At 41.6% G+C, this 17,905-nt stretch carries 18 protein-coding genes; 14 read left to right on the top strand and 4 right to left on the bottom strand.

The window, feature by feature from the left end; genetic code table 11:
* Positions 1-18: 18 nt before the first annotated feature.
* The 9 genes from IAE20_RS16135 to IAE20_RS16095 all read left to right on the top strand — a co-directional run bounded on the left by IAE20_RS16135 (position 19) and on the right by IAE20_RS16095 (position 8,852).
* Positions 19-675, top strand: a complete 657-nt coding sequence (locus tag IAE20_RS16135) for a Rieske 2Fe-2S domain-containing protein (protein ID WP_200482889.1) — start codon at positions 19-21, stop codon at positions 673-675.
* Positions 668-1,582, top strand: coding sequence for an aromatic ring-hydroxylating dioxygenase subunit alpha (locus IAE20_RS16130; protein WP_200482890.1), 915 nt, complete (start codon positions 668-670; stop codon positions 1,580-1,582). Before IAE20_RS16135 ends, IAE20_RS16130 begins: the two co-directional genes overlap by 8 nt.
* Positions 1,579-2,196, top strand: a complete 618-nt coding sequence (locus IAE20_RS16125) for a glutathione S-transferase family protein (protein ID WP_200482891.1) — start codon at positions 1,579-1,581, stop codon at positions 2,194-2,196. Before IAE20_RS16130 ends, IAE20_RS16125 begins: the two co-directional genes overlap by 4 nt.
* 119 nt (positions 2,197-2,315) lie before the next feature.
* Positions 2,316-3,257 carry a LysR substrate-binding domain-containing protein gene (locus IAE20_RS16120; protein WP_200461872.1) on the top strand — a complete coding sequence of 314 codons (942 nt, stop codon included), beginning with the start codon at positions 2,316-2,318 and terminating at the stop codon, positions 3,255-3,257.
* 314 nt (positions 3,258-3,571) lie between these two features.
* The gene (locus IAE20_RS16115; RefSeq protein WP_200482892.1) at positions 3,572-4,480 is read left to right on the top strand and encodes an outer envelope protein; all 909 of its coding nucleotides are present in this window, start codon (positions 3,572-3,574) and stop codon (positions 4,478-4,480) included.
* Between the two features lie 97 nt (positions 4,481-4,577).
* Positions 4,578-5,084 (top strand): nucleoside deaminase, encoded by a 507-nt coding sequence (locus IAE20_RS16110; protein WP_200482893.1) that lies wholly within the window; start codon positions 4,578-4,580, stop codon positions 5,082-5,084.
* Positions 5,085-5,182: 98 nt separating this feature from the next.
* On the top strand, positions 5,183-6,790 hold the full coding sequence (locus tag IAE20_RS16105) for an ABC transporter ATP-binding protein (RefSeq protein WP_200482894.1): 1,608 nt from the start codon (positions 5,183-5,185) through the stop codon (positions 6,788-6,790).
* Positions 6,791-6,818: 28 nt separating this feature from the next.
* Complete coding sequence (locus IAE20_RS16100) at positions 6,819-7,925, top strand: ABC transporter permease (protein WP_200482895.1); 1,107 nt, start codon at positions 6,819-6,821, stop codon at positions 7,923-7,925.
* Between the two features lie 9 nt (positions 7,926-7,934).
* Complete coding sequence (locus IAE20_RS16095; RefSeq protein WP_200482896.1) at positions 7,935-8,852, top strand: ABC transporter permease; 918 nt, start codon at positions 7,935-7,937, stop codon at positions 8,850-8,852.
* 488 nt (positions 8,853-9,340) lie between these two features.
* On the opposite strand, the gene IAE20_RS16090 is transcribed toward IAE20_RS16095, so the two are convergent.
* From IAE20_RS16090 to IAE20_RS16080, 3 genes are read right to left on the bottom strand one after another with little or no spacing between them, the layout of a single operon-like run.
* Positions 9,341-9,913, bottom strand: coding sequence for an L-threonylcarbamoyladenylate synthase (locus IAE20_RS16090; protein ID WP_200482900.1), 573 nt, complete (start codon positions 9,911-9,913; stop codon positions 9,341-9,343).
* A 41-nt stretch (positions 9,914-9,954) separates the two neighbouring features.
* Positions 9,955-11,085 (bottom strand): DNA-processing protein DprA, encoded by a 1,131-nt coding sequence (gene dprA, locus IAE20_RS16085; RefSeq protein ID WP_200482897.1) that lies wholly within the window; start codon positions 11,083-11,085, stop codon positions 9,955-9,957.
* Between the two features lie 12 nt (positions 11,086-11,097).
* Entirely contained in the window at positions 11,098-12,249 is a 1,152-nt protein-coding gene (locus IAE20_RS16080) for a LysM peptidoglycan-binding domain-containing protein (protein ID WP_200461865.1), read from the bottom strand.
* A gap of 122 nt (positions 12,250-12,371) precedes the next feature.
* On the opposite strand from IAE20_RS16080, the gene def reads away from it, so the two are divergent.
* The 4 genes from def (at position 12,372) to IAE20_RS16060 (ending at position 15,845) form a co-directional block, all read left to right on the top strand.
* Complete coding sequence (def, locus tag IAE20_RS16075) at positions 12,372-12,896, top strand: peptide deformylase (protein WP_004985572.1); 525 nt, start codon at positions 12,372-12,374, stop codon at positions 12,894-12,896.
* A gap of 85 nt (positions 12,897-12,981) precedes the next feature.
* Positions 12,982-13,410, top strand: a complete 429-nt coding sequence (locus tag IAE20_RS16070; RefSeq protein WP_413784505.1) for a DUF2946 family protein — start codon at positions 12,982-12,984, stop codon at positions 13,408-13,410.
* Positions 13,411-13,504: 94 nt separating this feature from the next.
* Positions 13,505-15,547, top strand: coding sequence for a TonB-dependent copper receptor (locus IAE20_RS16065; RefSeq protein ID WP_200482898.1), 2,043 nt, complete (start codon positions 13,505-13,507; stop codon positions 15,545-15,547).
* Positions 15,548-15,590: 43 nt separating this feature from the next.
* Positions 15,591-15,845 (top strand): hypothetical protein, encoded by a 255-nt coding sequence (locus tag IAE20_RS16060; protein WP_200482899.1) that lies wholly within the window; start codon positions 15,591-15,593, stop codon positions 15,843-15,845.
* A 41-nt stretch (positions 15,846-15,886) separates the two neighbouring features.
* Here the strand turns inward: IAE20_RS16060 and IAE20_RS16055 are convergent, their stop codons facing one another.
* Positions 15,887-17,092 (bottom strand): oxygenase MpaB family protein, encoded by a 1,206-nt coding sequence (locus IAE20_RS16055; RefSeq protein WP_200461862.1) that lies wholly within the window; start codon positions 17,090-17,092, stop codon positions 15,887-15,889.
* Positions 17,093-17,177: 85 nt separating this feature from the next.
* On the opposite strand from IAE20_RS16055, the gene IAE20_RS16050 reads away from it, so the two are divergent.
* Positions 17,178-17,771, top strand: a complete 594-nt coding sequence (locus IAE20_RS16050) for a TetR/AcrR family transcriptional regulator (protein ID WP_200461861.1) — start codon at positions 17,178-17,180, stop codon at positions 17,769-17,771.
* Positions 17,772-17,905 lie beyond the last annotated feature (134 nt).

Here is a 17,905-nt window from a genome sequence, read left to right as displayed (position 1 = left end):
ATATTGAGGAAAATGGGCATGATCACAGGTCAATGGACTCCGTTAGTCCCTTCTATACTGATCGAAACGGGTGAGGTAGAGCAGGTTTTGGTGAGGGATAAAGATGTTGCTGTCTGGCGTTCCATGCAGGGTCATGTTCAAATCTGGGAAAACCGTTGTCCACATCGTAGTGTGCGTTTAAGTTTGGGACAGGTACGGGGTGAAAGTCTGGTCTGTGCCTATCATGGCTGGCAGTTTGCCGCAGAAGATGGGCATTGTCAGCGTATTCCTGCTCAGCCTGAACAGCGCGCACCAAAAAGTTTATGTGCAAGATCTTATGCCGTCATGGAAAATTCAGGCCTGATTTGGTATGGCGAAGATACTCCTCCTGATATTGATCCTTTATTTGAGGAAATACAATCAGTCTATGCAGGGTCTGTCACTATCTCGGTCACACTGTCTCAAGTACAAGATTATTTATTGGAAGTGGGTTTGACTGAATGCGCTATGCGCAATGGATTGAGTTGGCGAGATGATGCAGCAGATCGCACATTACGTATTTATCTCACGCCGACACAGACCAATGTTGTGACGGTACATGCCATGTTATCACAAAGCGCAAAGCCTACCCAATGTCATCCGTTATTAAGACAGATGCGAGAAAATCTGGAGTCGGAGAAACTCAGCCATGCCTAATACACAGCAGTATTCTCAGATGATTTCATCTAGTTTGTTAGGTGAATGGATTGTGGTTGCTTCAGAGCAGGAATTCGTTCAGTGCCAGCAGATAAAAACATGTCTGGATGGACAAACTTTAAGTATCCATCGAGATATCATCAATGGTGTTCATATTTATCAGGTGAAGTTCGATTCACTCGATGTAGACATGTTGAATTTGGCTGTGCAAGTGGCTTTTGGTTTTGTATGGTTATGTGTCGGAACTGAAAAAAAACCATTATTTCAGCTTGATGAATATGAAGTTGCAGAAGCACGCCGTGTGCCGTGTGGTGCTTACGGGGTACGCACATCACCACTACGGGGCATAGAAAATTTTCTGGATATGGCACATTTCCCATATGTCCATACAGGTATATTGGGAGCTGAACCAGAAACTGCAGTCAAACCCTATCAAGTTGAATGGCGTGAAGATGTCGATGAAATCTGGGCAACAGAGTGTTTTTTTACTCAACCACTTGCCGCACCGAGTTCACCTCAGCCGCAAGAAACTGAATATGTCTATCGCGTTGCTTCCCCCTTAAACGCGATTTTATATAAAGTGAATACTGCGGCTGAGGGGATTATTCCAGCTGATGTAGTGTGTCTTTTCATTCAACCCCTGAGTGAAACTCATATTCGGGCGCATTTACTGATGATTTTGGATGATCAGACGAGCAGCATGACCGATATGGTTTTATTTCAACAGAAAATTTTTACTCAGGACAAACCGATTCTGGAAAATCATGTGCCTTTAAAACTTCCTTTGGAAAAACTGGAAATTCCGACGAAAGCTGATGCACTAGCGACTGCATATCGCAAATGGCTGATCACCAAGAATTGGAGCTATGGCGTACATAAAAGCATGCAAACGGAGCAAGTGGTATGAACGTAAATCTATCAAGATTGCCTCTAAATTTTGCCGATGATCCATTATCGACAGATTGCTATAGCGTACGTTTGTTACTTGAGTTTTTACAACTTCCTTATCAGTCTGTATATGCAGATGTTGAGCAATTCGATAATAAATTTGAATCGCCAGTTTTATTAGATTCTTCTTCAAACATGTCTGGGCTGATGTTCATCTTTCAATATTTAGTTGAATTAACAGGAACACAATCTCAATGGATACCAGTTTATTTGTCATCGCAAATACAGGAGTGGCATGATTTTAATGAAAAACTCAAACTGAGTTTGGGACGATTACGTCAGGCCAGTCTGGCAATGGATCAATTTTTGACAGATGAAAAAAGACTATTTAAGCAGGCAGCGCAGCAGTTGCGTGAGCTGGATGATCATTTATGTGAGCAAACCATTTGCGGACACCGATATTTGTTGGGTGGGCAACTGACGGCCGCTGACTTGATTGTATTTCCTCAAGTTGCGTTGGCTTGGGATGCGGGTGTAAGTTTGCTGCCTTTTTTACACATTCGTCGTTGGATAAACCATATTCGCCATCAACCAAAATTTATTCCGATGGCTGGTTTATTGGCCATCAACTGAGATAAATCGTAAAAAACTGTTTTTATTTTAATCATTATGAATCGTTCTGTCTTATTGTAGGTTAGAGATGGTATAAATTTTGCCTATAGACTCGGGTTATCTTAGATAAGGACAGATTGGTGATTCATCCTACAAATAAATGGGAAGCATTAGACGCACATTTGTTGCAAGTTTTATATGTGCTTTTAACAGAAAAAAGTGTGTCTAATGCAGCCAAACGACTGAATCAATCACAACCTGCCATTAGTACCGCTTTAAAAAAATTAAGGGAAATCACAGGTGATCAGCTTTTGGTGCGTAGCCGCAACGGCATGACCCCTACTGAACGTGGTTTATCCTTACTTGAGCCAGTGAGTCAGGTATTAAGCCAGCTTGAATTAATTGCCACCCAACAAGTTAATTTTGACCCAGCACAATCGCGTCAGGTATTTAATCTGGCAGCATCGGATTATTTAAACCCTATCGCGATTGGTGAAATTCTTCGCAGGATTCATGTAGAAGCACCGCATTGCACGGTCATTATGCATTCCATGGGACATAATGTAGATTATGCCCACGCATTGGAAAGTGGGATGTACGATGCGGTGATTGGTAACTGGCCACAGCCTCCTGAATATTTACGACTTGCTCCATTGTTCGAGGATGAAGTGGTCTGTTTGATGCGTAAGTCGCATCCTCTGGCGCATAAGACCCTGTCGATGGATGATTATCTTAATGCTGATCATATTGCTCCAACACCTTATACCGTAGGGCAACGCGGAGTCATCGATTTACATTTATCCAAAGAGCGCCTAAAACGTAATATTGTGGCATTTATTCCGTACTTTGGAATGATTCCTTATATGCTGCTACAACTTGACGCGATTTTTTCTGCTCCGCGCTCATTTTCTCGCCATTATAGTGCATTATTGCCTTTGACTATTTCTGATGCGCCAATCCAGTTTCCCAAAATTTCTTATTATCTACTTTGGCACGAACGTCAGCATCGTTCTCCTGAGTTTCGCTGGTTCAGAGAGTTGGTGATTTCGGTTCTGAGAAACGATAGTCATGTGGTCAATTAACGAATATCTAAGCTCATTCTCTCAATCGCTTAAGCTTAAGCACAGGAAGATAACATTCATTTTCCTGCGCTGAATTCTGTCTGTGCTTTCATGACATCGGTTCAAAAACAATCATTTTATTGTTTATATCTGTTTTAACATAAGCAACATTGCACATTTTTAATATGCCAATCTTTGGTAGGAAATTTGCCTTTATCACAGGGTCAGATCGTTTTGCATTGGGGCAAACGTGATTTTTGAAAAGCCATCATTATGAGTCTTGAGATGAATATTGTGAGCTTTGATCTTGAGAAAATGATAAGGGGAAATGTGCAATGAACGTAGTACAACAAGGTAATGTATTAAAAAATCTAATGACTGCTATGGCGACTATTCTGGGGGGAATTGGAACCATGCAATCTGTACAGGCTGCCATATGGAGCGATACGTCTATTGGGTGGCGTTACGGATCACAATTTGCAGAACCGTATAAAAACGATTCAGATGGCAGTCGTACGGATATCACCAAACAAATTTTTAACCTGACCCATGCCAGTGGTGATAAGTACGGTTCAAATTTCTTTAATGTCGATTTACTTCAGTCAGATGATGAACCGAATAGCACTCAATCCAATGATAAAGGGACTCAGGAAGCCTATGTGGTCATTCGTCGTTATCTGGATGCTGGCGCCATTACTAAGACAAATTTATCTGTACCGGGCTACATTCGTGGTGCGGGTTTAACATTGGGGCTGGACTGGAACACTAAAAATGATAGTTATGGTTCAAAAAAACGTATGTGGGTGGTAGGGCCAACTATTCAATTTGATGTGCCTGGTTTTCTAGATTTTAGCGTATTGGCATTATTTGAAAGTAATGATCCTTCATCAGATACCCCGCGATTTGGGTATTCTTCGGGTCGTTATACCTATGACACTCATGCTGCTGCACAGTTTACATGGGGTATTCCAATTGGAAAAACACCGCTATCTTTTGAGGGATATGCACTTTGGATTGATTCAAAAGGAAAAAATGAGTCTGGTGGTGATACAAAAGCTGAAACCCATATTGATGCACGTGTGATGTATGACTTGAGCCCAGTTATTGGGTTAAAAGGCAGCAAGTTACGCGCAGGCGCAGGCTATGAGTATTGGAAAAATAAATTTGGCAATGACACCGATGGCTTTGCAGGAAAAGGTGCCACAGCCAGCACACCAATGGTTCGGGTTGACTATCATTTTTAAAAATATCGTGAATGATGCAGATAGAGCGTAAATAGAAAATTTTTACTTACGCTCCGTCTTTATGATCAATCGTTATTGAATTAAAAGAGACATCAAAATGACATTAAATGATCAGGCAACAACGCAAGATCTGTTTTTTCTAAGAAAAACGTTTGAATTGGCAGAACAAACTAAATTGCAAGGTTTACATCCTTTTGCCGCAATTGTGGTGAATGCGCAAGGCGAGGTTGTGACTGAGGCAGGCAATAATTCATTGCCTCCGACGGGTGATCCCACCCGTCATGCTGAAACTGTTGCAGCAGGGCAGGCCGCACGACTTTTGTCATTGGAAAAGTTGCGTAATTGTACTTTATATACCAATGCTGAACCCTGTGCGATGTGTTCTGGTGCGATTTATTGGACAGGTATTGGTCGGGTCGTCTATGGCATGAGTGAAACACAACTTCTCGAAATTACAGGGAATCACCCAGAAAACCCGACGTTATCTTTACCTTGTCGTCAGGTATTTGCTAGTGGACAACGCGAAATAAGGGTCATTGGGCCGTGTTTGAGTGAAGAAGCAGCGCAAGCACATCAAGGGTTTTGGACTGAATTAAGTCACTAAACAGATTTTTTATTTAAATATTATTCACAAAATAAAATGATTGCAGCATGGCATGTCCCTTGCTTCATTCTAATCACATGAGTTAAAGAGATGACCTGATGGCTTTACCTACCGATAAAATCTCTGTTGATCCAGACGTGAATATGACCACCAGCAGACCTGTACCTATCTTGCAGAAAAATCGTCTGGAGTTGATCAATATAACGAAACAGTATGGCAGTTTAGTGGCCAACGACCATATTAATTTACAGGTCGCACCCGGTGAAATCCATGCAGTATTGGGTGAAAACGGTGCAGGCAAAAGTACCCTGATGAAAATTATTTATGGGGCAGTGAAGGCCGATGAAGGAGAGATTGTCTGGAATGGTCGCTCTGTCACTATTGAAAGTCCTGCTGCGGCCCGACGTTTGGGAATTGGTATGGTGTATCAACATTTTTCTCTATTTGAAACATTGACGGTAGTGGAAAATATTGCACTGGGCTTAGATGAAAAATTTGATCTAAACGCATTATCCAAGCGCGTCATTGAAGTCTCTGAAAAGTATGGATTGCCTATTGATCCGAAAAGAACCGTTTATAGTTTATCGGTTGGTGAGCGACAACGTGTTGAAATTGTACGTTGTTTATTGCAAAACCCATCATTGTTAATTTTGGATGAACCCACTTCGGTACTTACCCCTCAAGCAGTATTAATCTTGTTTGAAACGTTACGTCGTTTAGCCAGTGAAGGGGTATCAATTTTATATATCAGTCATAAACTCAATGAGATACAGAGCTTATGTGATTGCGCTACTATTTTACGGAGTGGAACCGTGACAGGAACTGCCATTCCTAAACAGGAAAGTACCGCGAGTCTGGCTAAGATGATGATTGGCCGTGATCTTCCTGCTTATGAACATCCTGTTTATGTGGGCGAGAGTAAGCCTATATTTGAAGTGAAACAGCTCAATGTTCAGGCACCTGATATTTTTGGAACCTCGCTCGAACATATTCAGCTTAGTGTGAAAACAGGAGAGATTCTGGGTATTGCAGGTATTTCTGGAAATGGTCAAGCCGAACTACTGACAGCCTTGTCTGGTGAAATTACGACTGCAAAAGGCTGCGTAATCTTAGAGGGACGAGCGATCGGCCATTTAAATGCGGGACAGCGCCGCGCACTGGGTTTTGGTTTTGTGCCTGAAGAGCGTTTGGGACGTGGCGCTATTCCCGCGATGAGTCTAACTCAAAATGCTTTACTGACCGCATTTCGACAAGGTTTTGTGCGTTATGGGTTGGTCAATTACGAAAAGGCGCGTCATTTCGCACAAGACTGTATTCAGAAATTTGCGGTAAAAGCCTCTGGAACGGCGGCTGTCGCGCGTTCTTTGTCGGGTGGCAACCTACAAAAATTCATCGTAGGTCGTGAAATCCTGCAACAGCCTAAAGTTATGGTGGTGGCCCAACCCACTTGGGGGGTCGATGTCGGTGCAGCCGCTTTTATTCGTCAAACACTGATTGATCTGTCGCGTCAGGGTGTAGCCATTATTGTAATTTCTGAAGAATTGGAAGAATTATTTGAGATCAGTGATCGAATTGCTGTTCTGGCCGCAGGTCGCCTAAGTGAAGCTCAATCTGTCAATGAAACCGATGCTGAAACGATTGGTTTGATGATGTCTGGATTGCATCGGCAATCGCAAAGCCCAAGCGTTTTAGACGCATCTGCTTAGGTCTATATCATTTGAACTGGGGTTACATATGCATTTACTCGAACCGCGTGATCATCCATCGATTTTAATGAAGTGGCTCTCTCCCTTAATTGCTTTGGTGGCTACGTTCTCTATTGGCGGCCTATTATTTATGATTTTAGGGAAAAATCCGCTTGAAGCTTTTCAGGTGTTCTTTATTGAACCCTTATCCAGTTGGTATGGCTGGAGTGAGCTGATTATTAAAGCCAGTCCCTTAATTTTAATTGCATTAGGCCTATCGATTGGATTTAAAGCCCGTATTTTTAATATCGGTGCTGAAGGCCAGCTCATCATGGGCGCAATTTTTGGGGGTGGTTTAGCCATTGCGTGTCAGGGAATCTCCGCATTTTGGGTCTTACCTTCTATGGTGATTGCGGGTGCACTTGGCGGAGCTTTATGGGGGGCTATTCCTGCATTATTAAAAACTCATTTTAATGCGCAAGAAACTCTTACCACATTAATGCTGAATTATATTGCGACATTTATTTTACTGTATTTGATTAATGGGCCGTGGAAAGATCCCGAAGGCATGAATTTTCCACAATCGGTTATGTTCGACGATGGAACTTTATTTCCTATTTTATTTGAAGGCACACGAATCAATGCTGTGATTGGGGTGACCATTTTTGCAGTGTTGGCATTCTGGCTGTTTAGTAAACGCAGTTTTCTTGCATATAAGCTCGAAGTAGGTGGTCAAGCACCTGATGCTGCACGCTACTCGGGGTTTTCTGCAAAGCAGGCTATCTGGTTTAGTCTTATGATCTCAGGTTTTATGGCTGGTATTGCAGGCATTGGTGAGGTTGCAGGTCCGGTTGGACAACTCAATCCAAATATTTCTCCAGGTTATGGTTATGCCGCAATTATTGTGGCGTATTTGGGACGATTAAACCCGATCGGGATTGTTTTGTCAGGATTTTTGATGGCCTTGCTCTACATTGGTGGAGAAACCGCACAGCTAAATTTACAACTTCCTGCAGCAATTACAGGGTTATTTCAGGGAATGTTGTTGTTTTTCTTATTGGCTGCGGATGCTTTCATCGAAAATCGCTATCGATTTGGCAGGTCTAAAACAATGAAAAAGCATACATCTTCCATTGCATCCACTGAAACAGCTTAGGAGTTAGACATGATTGATTTAGTTCCAATTTTAGCGGGTACTCTGGCCGCGGGCACACCCCTGATTTTTGCAGGAATGGGTGAGTTGGTTGCAGAGCGAACAGGGGTGATTAATCTGGGTGTTGAAGGCATGATGTTGATTGGTGCCATTGCGGGTTTTGCTTTTTGTGCAAGCACAGGTCTAGGGCCTGCAGCAGGACTTTTGGCAGGGGCCATTGCAGGGGCGGGTGCTGCACTCATTTTTGCAATTTTGGCACTTTCGCTCGCAGCTAATCAGGCCGCATGTGGGCTTGCGTTAACCATTTTCGGTGTGGGGTTATCCGCTTTTGTGGGGCAACATTTTGTCAGCAACAGTTTGGAGGGGTTAAAGGCACTGGATATTCCCGTCCTGTCGGAGCTCCCTTTTATTGGACCGATTTTATTTCACCAAAATTATGTGGTGTATTTATCGATTTTATCTTTTTTTGTCATTTGGTGGATTTTGGCAAAAACCAAGCTGGGTTTATTGCTTAAAGCGGTGGGCGAGTCACCAGAGTCAGCACATGCAATGGGTTATCCAGTATTGTTGATTCGTTACGGTGCTATATTGTTCGGTGGAGCCATGGCTGGAATAGGCGGGGCATTTTTATCAACAGTATATACGCCATTATGGGTTGAAAATATGGTAGCAGGCCGTGGTTGGATTGCCATTGCACTAGTGGTATTCGCAGTGTGGAAACCTGCACGATTGATGGTCGGTGCTTATTTATTTGGTGGTGTCACCATTTTACAATTCCATGCGCAAGCGTTGGGTCTGGATCTGCCTGTTGAATTACTGGCGGCGTTGCCGTATGTGGCTACGATTTTAGTTCTGGTCTTGATTTCACGTGATAAAAAACTATTGCAAATGAACTTACCTGCATCATTGGGGAAATCCTTTATTCCTTAATGTTTTTATGATGATGAATAGATGAGTCAGGTTGAATCATCTATTTATCATCAGAGTTTAAGCCTCTAAAATTAAGATTAAAAATTTTTGCCGTGTCTTCTATATGATTTTTAAATAAATTTGAAATATGACAATTAAGTCAAAATTTTCAAAAAATCAATAAAAATAGTATGATAATTTTAATTGTTAAGTAAATATTAACAATAATATGCCATTTTTTGAGGTTTCCATAAGATAAATAATATATTTGTATTAAACAAAACATTAATCCATAATACGCCTATTGAAAATGTGGCCTAAATTAAAATCAGGCCATATGCACCAGATTTAAGTTACCCTCTGGATGTTGTTGAAAAGCATCCTTTTTTATGCCCAGCCATTCTATATGGCTGGGTTTTTTTTAGGGTTAAAAATATTAAATTCTTATGATTTGAACGTTATCTACAAAACTCACTTAGAGGAATTAACGATAATTATTATCGCTTGAATTAGGCGCGTATAACCTCTCCAGTAATAGCATCAAGAATACGGCTAGGTTGCTGGCTTGAGCCTAGATCACCATTTAGATAATCGACATTTACATCAAAATAATGACTGGCTTCCTGTAGTGAGCGGGCTGGTTCCAGACCTGCAGGATTAGCACTCGTAGATACAATAAAACCATTAAAAGCATTGCAGAGTGCGATACATAGCGTATGTGTTGTCACTCTTACAGCAACTTGAGTATGTTTTCCTGTAATCCACTGGGGAATTTGTGTTGTGTTGACAGGCAGTAGCCATGTGGTAGCGCGTTCAGTCACACTACGATTAGTCCAACTTTGAATGACCTGATTCTGTCTTTCTGAGTCAAGGCTTTCAAGCAAGGGGCGGACTTGGTCTATATGACTTGCCAGTAAAATGACCCCTTTTTCGATGGGGCGTTTTTTTAGAGAGAGAATTTTATGAAATGCCTGTTCATTAAATGGATCACAGCCTAGTCCCCAAACGGCCTCTGTAGGGTAGGCAAGCACATTGCCTTGTTTTAAGCTCTGTGCCGCTTCTACAACGGAGGTGGTCAGCATCATGATGTCCTGCTTTGATAAAACATTTGCTATTGTGAACTTTAATAGCTTGGTCGGCAACGTTGATATAAGCCCGCTTGCTGGAGACATAATCCTGAAAGCTCTAGCTCCATCAGCTGAGCGGTAAGCTCGGCAGTTGTGCCATTGAAGCTCTGTGCTAGTTGATCCAAACCTTGTCCTACCCAATCCAGATGTTGATATAAACTAATTAAATGTTCTGGAATATTAATGTTTTGTTCAGTCTGATTATTTTGAGGTTGCTGTGTCATTTGCCACTGAGTTGGGAGTGCCAAATCTTCAATGATTTGTTCAGGATGATCGATTAAAATCGCACCTTCACGAATAAGCTGGTGACAACCTTGATGAAATTCACTGTAAATATGACCAGGAATTGCAAAAATTAACTTTCCTTGTTTAGCTGCTTCATTGGCAGTAATCAGTGAGCCACTTTTTTGTTTCGCTTCCACGACCAGCACCCCCAAGCTTAAACCACTGACAATACGATTACGTCGTGGAAAATTGTGCTGTAAGGGCAAAGTCTGGGGTAAAAATTCAGTAATTACTGCACCATGTTGTGCAATTTGCTGACGTAAACTTTGATTTGCCGTGGGGTAGGTGCTATCTAAACCTGTTCCCATCACAGCGATACTGCGTTGGTGTTGTAAACCACCCTGATGTGCTGCTTCGTCTACTCCATGTGCCAGACCGCTGCTGATAAAGAAGCCTTTTTCACTTAAATAAAAAGCAAAATCATACGCAACCTGCCGGCCATGAGGACTTGGTTTTCGGCTGCCCACAATCGCGATTTGAGGTTGTAGTAACGCTTCGACTTTACCCTGGCCAAAAATAATCGGTGGACGGTCTTCATACGGCAATAGCTGTGAAGGATAAGACGTATCTTCTGGTGTAACAATAAAATCTGTGTGCTGTTGAATGAGATCAATCAGCTTGGCAAAATTCTGCTGACCAGCATCTGTTTGATATTCCTGGACACGTTTGAGATGGCTTGCATGTAAACCCAACCGTGACCATTCTGATAAATGCTTGGGCAACATTGCTCGTTCACAGTGACCAAAATGATTTATGACTTTTTGAAACGCTGAAAGAGAATGTTGCAGCAAATACCACACTGCAATGGTGTGGTAGTGATGCTGACTTAATTTTTTTAACATACGATAAAGTTTTTAATCATCAAGACGTGGAGGCAAAATTTCAGCGCCTACTTTAATAGGTAAAGAACTTTCTAACACATAAGCATAGCTTAGTTGATCAAAGGTCCTAAACACCATTAATGTACCGACCTTCTGGTTTGGTAATTTAATTTTTTCTTTAGTTTTAGGGTCCTGAACAGTTTCGCCCTGTTGGTAGATTGCAAAAACATGACCTGATTGAACACCATCCAAACGCCCACGATCAATCGTTACCACACTATTTTTCGCAGCCGAACCAATCGAGCCCATCACTCGAATAATCTGTCCACCTTGAGTCACTTGATTGGCTTCAGTTGGATAGAATAGAGTCGGTAACATGGCTTCCTGTTCAAACATGACTAGATCGCCACGACGAACTTCAGCATTGTAGCTGTCAGTGAGTTCCATCGTCGCAATATCATTGTCTTTCTGGGTCACGATGCCTGACGCCACTTGTAGCAGTTCCAAGCCAACCGTGTGTTTTTTGCCTTTTGCATCAGTCAATACATAAGGTTCGCCCTTACGATACACTGCATAACGTTGACCTGAGGTTAAACCTTGGCCACGCACATACACACTTTGTCCTTTCCCTGCCAATACCCGTTGATCTGCCGTACCTAAAATATAAGGTGTATTTTCAATACTATCACTCGCGACTATCGCAGTACGATCCAGCCACTGTTTGATATTATCCAGTGGGATCACAGGGATGCTATTGCTCAGTTGTTCAATACGAACTTGTGGCTGTAACGTGGTTCGGCCTGAATAACGACGGATAATGCCTTCGCAGCCATCCCCTTCATCGCGCCCCACAAGTGGACGACCATCTAGTGTACAAAGCAATAAACGATCTCCAGGGTAAATCCAGTGGGGATTTTTAACGTGCTTATTGCTTGCCCAAATTTCAGGCCAGCGCCAAGGCTTATCTAGAAATTTTCCTGAAATATCCCACAAAGTATCGCCTTTTTTAACGACATACACATTAGGTGCACTTGCTCTCAGCGCAGGTGGATTCACGTTGGGACTTGCTGCATGGGTCATGCTTAGCCCTGTCATGCCAAGTCCAGCGCAAATCGCCACAGCGATACATTGTTTTTTAAACCCCAAAGCATTAAATGATCGAATGCCGTCCAAAACCTTTTTCATTATCATAATTCCTAAAAATTATGTCTGTAGTTGCGTTATAATAATCACAATACACACATTTTTTTGATGAAGCTTTTTCCTTCATTGGTTTTTTGATCAATGGTATAAGTGAGGATAATCGTATGGCCTTATTACCTATTTTAAGTTTCCCAGATCCCCGCCTGCGCACCATTGCTAAGCCTGTTGAAGAAGTGACCGATGAAATTCGTCAACTTGCAGCTGATATGTTTGAAACCATGTATGAAGCACCCGGTATTGGACTGGCTGCAACACAAGTAGATCGCCATATTCAGCTGATTGTCATGGATTTGTCTGAAAATAAAGACCAACCCATGGTATTTATTAACCCCAAAGTTACCCCACTTACCGAAGAAACTCAGCCTTATGAAGAAGGCTGTCTCTCAGTGCCTCAAATATACGATAAAGTTGAGCGTCCGTCACGTGTCAAAATTGAGGCAATTAACCTTGACGGTCAAGCATTTGAGTTAGAGGCTGACGAACTTCTCGCTGTTTGTATCCAACATGAAATGGATCACTTAAATGGCAAGTTATTTGTAGATTATTTATCTCCATTAAAACGTCAGAGAGCGCGTGAAAAAGTTGAAAAAGTAGTGCGTCAACGTGAAAAAGTGGCTGTAAAACGCTAATTTTGCAATTCAGACTCTATAACAAAGCCCAATTTTGATTGGGCTTTGTTATACTGGCCGACGAAAAAATGTTGAGACGAACGTTTTGCTGTTACGCATAGGGTTACTGCTTGGTTTTACAGCAGTGTTTTTACAGATTGCGGTGTTTTTACAACCGTTACTACCGAAGCAATATCAAATTGCTCCGGTCTGTGAAACTATTACCCAAGCATTGATGCTTAGCTCACCACAGTCGTCCTCCGAACATTCTTCGCATTCAGCCATGCAGCATATGCATCATGAAATGTCCGCAAAGTCCATGCATGGGCATGACCATCACGATTTGAATCATCAATGTCAGTATTGTACCGTTTACGGCAATCTGGTATTGCCACCTGAGCTGGAAGTCAAAGAAATTCTGGTGCGTATTCAAATTCGTTTACTGGCGTATCAGCAAGCATTTCGCCACATTTATTTTGTACTTCAGCGACTTTTTTTACTGCCTCAGGGCCGAGCCCCGCCTGTTTTCGCATAACCAAATACTTTTGAGTTTTAAAGACTCCATCATGCTTAAGCTGCTTTATGTTCAGTTTAGGCTACTCCGTATTTATGTTTTGAGATAAACAGACATGACTCAAACTCAATTTTTATTACAGCCACTTTCGGCTGCGATTCTGATCGCGACGACTTCTACTTTTGCCTATGCGCAAGATAATATTCCAACCAAAAAAATGGCGTCCATTGTCGTTACTGCACAAGAGGCTAAACGGGCAAATGGATTAATGGTTGAAGCTGATCCTAAACAGCCTATTCAGCCAGTTCCAGCGACCGATGGTGCTGATTATCTACAAAGCATTATGGGTTTTAATGCGATTAAGAATGGTGGAACTAATGGCGATGTCACTTTTCGTGGCATGTTTGGTTCACGCATAAAAATTCTGACTGATGGCACAGAAAATCTCGGTGCCTGTCCTGCCCGTATGGATGCACCAACGTCTTATATTAATCCAGAAAGTTATGATCGAATTACGGTAATCAAGGGGCCTCAAACAGTTCAATATGCCAATACAGGTTCTGCGGCTACCGTGATTTTTGATCGAGAACCTGAAAGTTTAAACGCTGATAAACCTTACCGTGGTCAGGCTAGTGTTCTAATGGGCTCATATGGACGATTAGATCATAATGTTGAAGCAGCGATTGGTGATGAAACTAAATATGCCCGTATTAATGCTAATCGTTCGGTATCGGATAATTATCAGGATGGCAATGGTGACAGCGTACATTCTAATTGGGAACGCTGGAATGCTGATTTGGCTCTAGGCTGGAAACCCACTCAGGATTCATGGATTGAGCTCAAAGGTGGAAAAGGGGATGGCGAAGCCGCGTATGCAGGGCGTAGCATGGACGGAACACAGTTTCAGCGAGAAAGTCTGGGTTTACATGCCGAACAAAAAAATATTAATGAGGTGATTAAAAAAGTTGAAGCTCAAGTTGACTATAGCTACAACGATCACATCATGGATAATTATAAAATGCGTACGCCACCCATGATGCCAATGGCGATGGAGGTAACTCGCCGAACACTAAATACTCGAGCAGCTATCACCACAGAATGGGACAAGTTTAGTGTTATTTCTGGTGTTGATTCACAGCGCAACAAACATGCAGGTAATATGTATATGCGGGATGCAAATCCAATTCCAGCTTTGGATGGAGACCTGCGTTTCGAATCTTATGGTGCATTTAGCGAATGGACATATCACTTAAATCCCGACCATAAACTGGTTGCGGGAGCGCGTTTTGATCATGTCAAAGTCGATAGTGTGGAAAATGACCAACAGCGAACAGATACTAACCCAAGTGGTTTTATTCGTATTGAAAGTAATTTCCCTGAACATGGTTTAAAAACCTATGCAGGAATTGGCTATGTTGAGCGCAGTCCAGACTATTGGGAGCTTTATAGTACAGCGACAGATTATGGGAATGGTTCAACCAATATGATGGGTGAGTCGTCTTATTTAATGGTCAATAATTTAAATAACTTGAAGACTGAAAAAACTGCTCAACTGGATATTGGATTTGAACAGGAGCATGGTGCATGGAATACATGGGCATCTGTTTATGCAGGACTGATTAACGACTTTATTTTGGTGAAATACAACAGTTCTAATTCAAGTCAGATGTATCCATTGGCACGGAATGTTGACGCAACCATTGCTGGTGCAGAAGCGGGAATCGGTTATAAATTTAATGACCATCTTCAGGCGGATATTTCAGCCATGTATGCGTGGGGTGAGAACACAACGGACAATAAGCCCTTACCCCAAATTGCACCTCTGGAAGGACGTTTAAATCTGCGCTATGTTCAGGAAAAATATAGTTTAGGTTTATTGTGGCGCGCCGTTGCTGAACAAAATCGTATCAGCCTGAATGAAGGTAATGTGGTGGGATATGACATGAGTAAGAGTAAAGGTTTCTCTACCCTAGCTATTAATGCAACTTATCAATACAGTGATTCACTCGACATTTCAGTAGGGATTGATAACCTGCTCGATAAAGCCTATAGCGAACACTTGAATAAATCTGGTGCGGCTTTGTTTGGTTATGCAGCCAATGAACAGTTTAATAATATTGGTCGTAACTACTGGGCGCGTGTCAGTATGAAATTCTGATCTTCTAAATTTAAACATTTTTTAATTTTTATGGAGTAAGCCCATGCGTGAAAAACTCTCACCTGAGAAATCTATTTGGGGCTGGAAATTATTGATCATCGCGATTATTTTAGCCTTTTTATTCATGGTGGTTTTCTATTTGGCATTGAACAATGAGCCTGACTATATGCCAAGTCACAAACAAAAACAGATGCAAATGCAGCATCAGATGCAGTCTGATTCTACGAAAGAAGATGCTATCCATATGGATATGAAAGATATGCCAATGGATGAGCATAACTCGTCATCTTCACGCTGAGTATAATGGATGAGAGGGAGTTTAAACTCCCTCTTCTGTATTTACTGATGCATACTGGCCAGTTGTTTGGATTCACTTTGATATAAAGCCAACCCAAGTTTTTGAATATTTCGCCCTTTTTCTCGTAAAGTTTGGTCGAGTTTGGGCACAAATTTCGCACTGGTATATAACACCAGATTGCGAATAATCAAATAATAGGCAAACCATGCGGCTGAACGGTGTTCCAGTCCCAGTTTTTGCATGCGAGCACGCCCAATAAAAAATTGAGTAACTTCCAGATGTTGCCTATACGCTAACTTTTGCTGTAAAGGGCGAAGGTAGCGATAACGCCGTTCAAAAGGCTCTTTAGATAAACTTTGTCCGAGCGCAAAACTGGAATCATCGGATTGAGGATGGGCAAACTGCATCCAGTATAATAATCGCCAGCCGTCACTTTCCTTTTCAACGAGCCATTTTTCATCAACTCCCATAAGCCAACCAATATATTTCCAAAAATGTAGGAAATTTTCTGTCTCTTGTTTTTTAGGTAAAATTCCCAGTGCTCGGATTCCCAGCAATACCACACCACTAAAAGCAATATTGGTCATGGCTAGATCAAACTGATTAATGGGCAAGCCCCAGGTATTGGCATCCCAACGCTCTGATTTACCCAACTGATGACGGACCAATGCATGAATAAATCGCACATAAATAGTTGAAGTAAAACCTGCATTAAAGCGTTTCAAGCTATTGGGTTCAGTAATATCGACCCACCATTTGGTCGTTTCTGCCAAACGTGTACCAGCCTGTTTTTTTAAAGCACCTGTCAGCATCAAAGGTTGATTAAATCCAGGATATAAATAACCCGCCATGAGCGATAAATCCCGAAGAATGAAACCATTATTGATACCTAATTTATGGGTGAAGCGTAGTGCTTCATCGATCTTGTCCTGCTCTAGCCATACAGGCGCTTGTGTGACGTGAACAAAAAAATGCTCAAGTTCTGGGACAACTTCTGGAAGCTGTTCAACTCCATGAAATAGCGCCGTTTCAAAATATTGACGATGCAAACGTGGGTTTTTCATCATCCAGACAATTACTTGATCCATCTCATGATCACCAGACGTTAAGGCTTGGTTAAGGGCGGAGTATTCTTCAAAGCTAGGTTGAACTGGGCGTTTATTGATCTGCGATAAGATCCGACTTAACCAGTTTTTTTCTGACATTTGCTCAAAAGAAGATAATCTGGAAGGTGTGGAATTCTGCATTGTGGTTTTCGCCTGATTATTGTTTAATCAAACTCTAATACGAATAATTATTCGTATTCAATTCGCATATTTAAGAGCGGCAATCATGAGAAAACAACCGCAACAACAACGCGCAATTTATCTGGTCGATACCGTTTTACAGGCAACGCAACTGTGTATTGCCGAATATGGATTGATGCAACTTACCACTCCTAAGATCGCCGAGCGTTCAGGTATTAGTGTGGGGTCAATTTATCAGTATTTTGAAAATAAAGAGCAAATAGTTCAGGAATTACTCCTACGCAAAAGTGAAAATCTAGGACAAGCATTAAAACAACTAGTCGTGGCACAAGAGCACCTCAGCATAGAAGAAATCATCCCGTTGAGTATTCAATTTGGTTTTGACATGATGAAAGCTGATCAAGGCTTTTTTATCGAAGTGTTGAAGCATTGGCATGATTATAACCATTCAAAAGCCGCTCAGATTTTAGAACAACATTTTTTTGAAGTCGGTTTGTATGTGTTTAACCATTTTTATCGGGACTGGGACTTTGAAACTTTAAAACATAAATCCTTTGTCATCATTAATAGCACCTTATTTACCATGATGCGCTATGTCAGCAATAATGATTTTCTGATTGAAGAACAACAACTTAAAAACGAATTATCAAAAATGATTTTAGCTTACCTAAAAGGGTGAAAATAATTAAATAAATAAAATCAAATGTTTATATGAATTTTAGCCTAAAACATAAGCACTTGAAGATAAACCCCTAAAAAAGTGGTTGCATGGATGGGGGAATGCTGTAGAATGCGCACTCATCGGCGGTGATG

The sequence above is a fragment of the Acinetobacter sp. S54 genome, assembly GCF_016624945.1.
GTDB lineage: Bacteria > Pseudomonadota > Gammaproteobacteria > Pseudomonadales > Moraxellaceae > Acinetobacter.
Note: the sequence above shows the minus strand (reverse complement) of the source record. Positions and strands in the feature narration are given on the sequence as shown.

What these genes read in the sequence shown, in the direction of transcription:
- IAE20_RS16105 (WP_200482894.1), top strand. Translation starts at nt 5,183, where the DNA reads ATGGCTTTACCTACCGATAAAATCTCTGTTGATCCAGACGTGAATATG.
- def (WP_004985572.1), top strand. Translation starts at nt 12,372, where the DNA reads ATGGCCTTATTACCTATTTTAAGTTTCCCAGATCCCCGCCTGCGCACC.
- IAE20_RS16060 (WP_200482899.1), top strand. Translation starts at nt 15,591, where the DNA reads ATGCGTGAAAAACTCTCACCTGAGAAATCTATTTGGGGCTGGAAATTA.
- IAE20_RS16055 (WP_200461862.1), bottom strand. Translation starts at nt 17,092, where the DNA reads ATGCAGAATTCCACACCTTCCAGATTATCTTCTTTTGAGCAAATGTCA.
- IAE20_RS16090 (WP_200482900.1), bottom strand. Translation starts at nt 9,913, where the DNA reads ATGCTGACCACCTCCGTTGTAGAAGCGGCACAGAGCTTAAAACAAGGC.
- IAE20_RS16095 (WP_200482896.1), top strand. Translation starts at nt 7,935, where the DNA reads ATGATTGATTTAGTTCCAATTTTAGCGGGTACTCTGGCCGCGGGCACA.
- IAE20_RS16080 (WP_200461865.1), bottom strand. Translation starts at nt 12,249, where the DNA reads ATGAAAAAGGTTTTGGACGGCATTCGATCATTTAATGCTTTGGGGTTT.
- IAE20_RS16135 (WP_200482889.1), top strand. Translation starts at nt 19, where the DNA reads ATGATCACAGGTCAATGGACTCCGTTAGTCCCTTCTATACTGATCGAA.
- IAE20_RS16050 (WP_200461861.1), top strand. Translation starts at nt 17,178, where the DNA reads ATGAGAAAACAACCGCAACAACAACGCGCAATTTATCTGGTCGATACC.
- IAE20_RS16130 (WP_200482890.1), top strand. Translation starts at nt 668, where the DNA reads ATGCCTAATACACAGCAGTATTCTCAGATGATTTCATCTAGTTTGTTA.
- IAE20_RS16100 (WP_200482895.1), top strand. Translation starts at nt 6,819, where the DNA reads ATGCATTTACTCGAACCGCGTGATCATCCATCGATTTTAATGAAGTGG.
- IAE20_RS16115 (WP_200482892.1), top strand. Translation starts at nt 3,572, where the DNA reads ATGAACGTAGTACAACAAGGTAATGTATTAAAAAATCTAATGACTGCT.
- IAE20_RS16110 (WP_200482893.1), top strand. Translation starts at nt 4,578, where the DNA reads ATGACATTAAATGATCAGGCAACAACGCAAGATCTGTTTTTTCTAAGA.
- IAE20_RS16125 (WP_200482891.1), top strand. Translation starts at nt 1,579, where the DNA reads ATGAACGTAAATCTATCAAGATTGCCTCTAAATTTTGCCGATGATCCA.
- IAE20_RS16065 (WP_200482898.1), top strand. Translation starts at nt 13,505, where the DNA reads ATGACTCAAACTCAATTTTTATTACAGCCACTTTCGGCTGCGATTCTG.
- dprA (WP_200482897.1), bottom strand. Translation starts at nt 11,085, where the DNA reads ATGTTAAAAAAATTAAGTCAGCATCACTACCACACCATTGCAGTGTGG.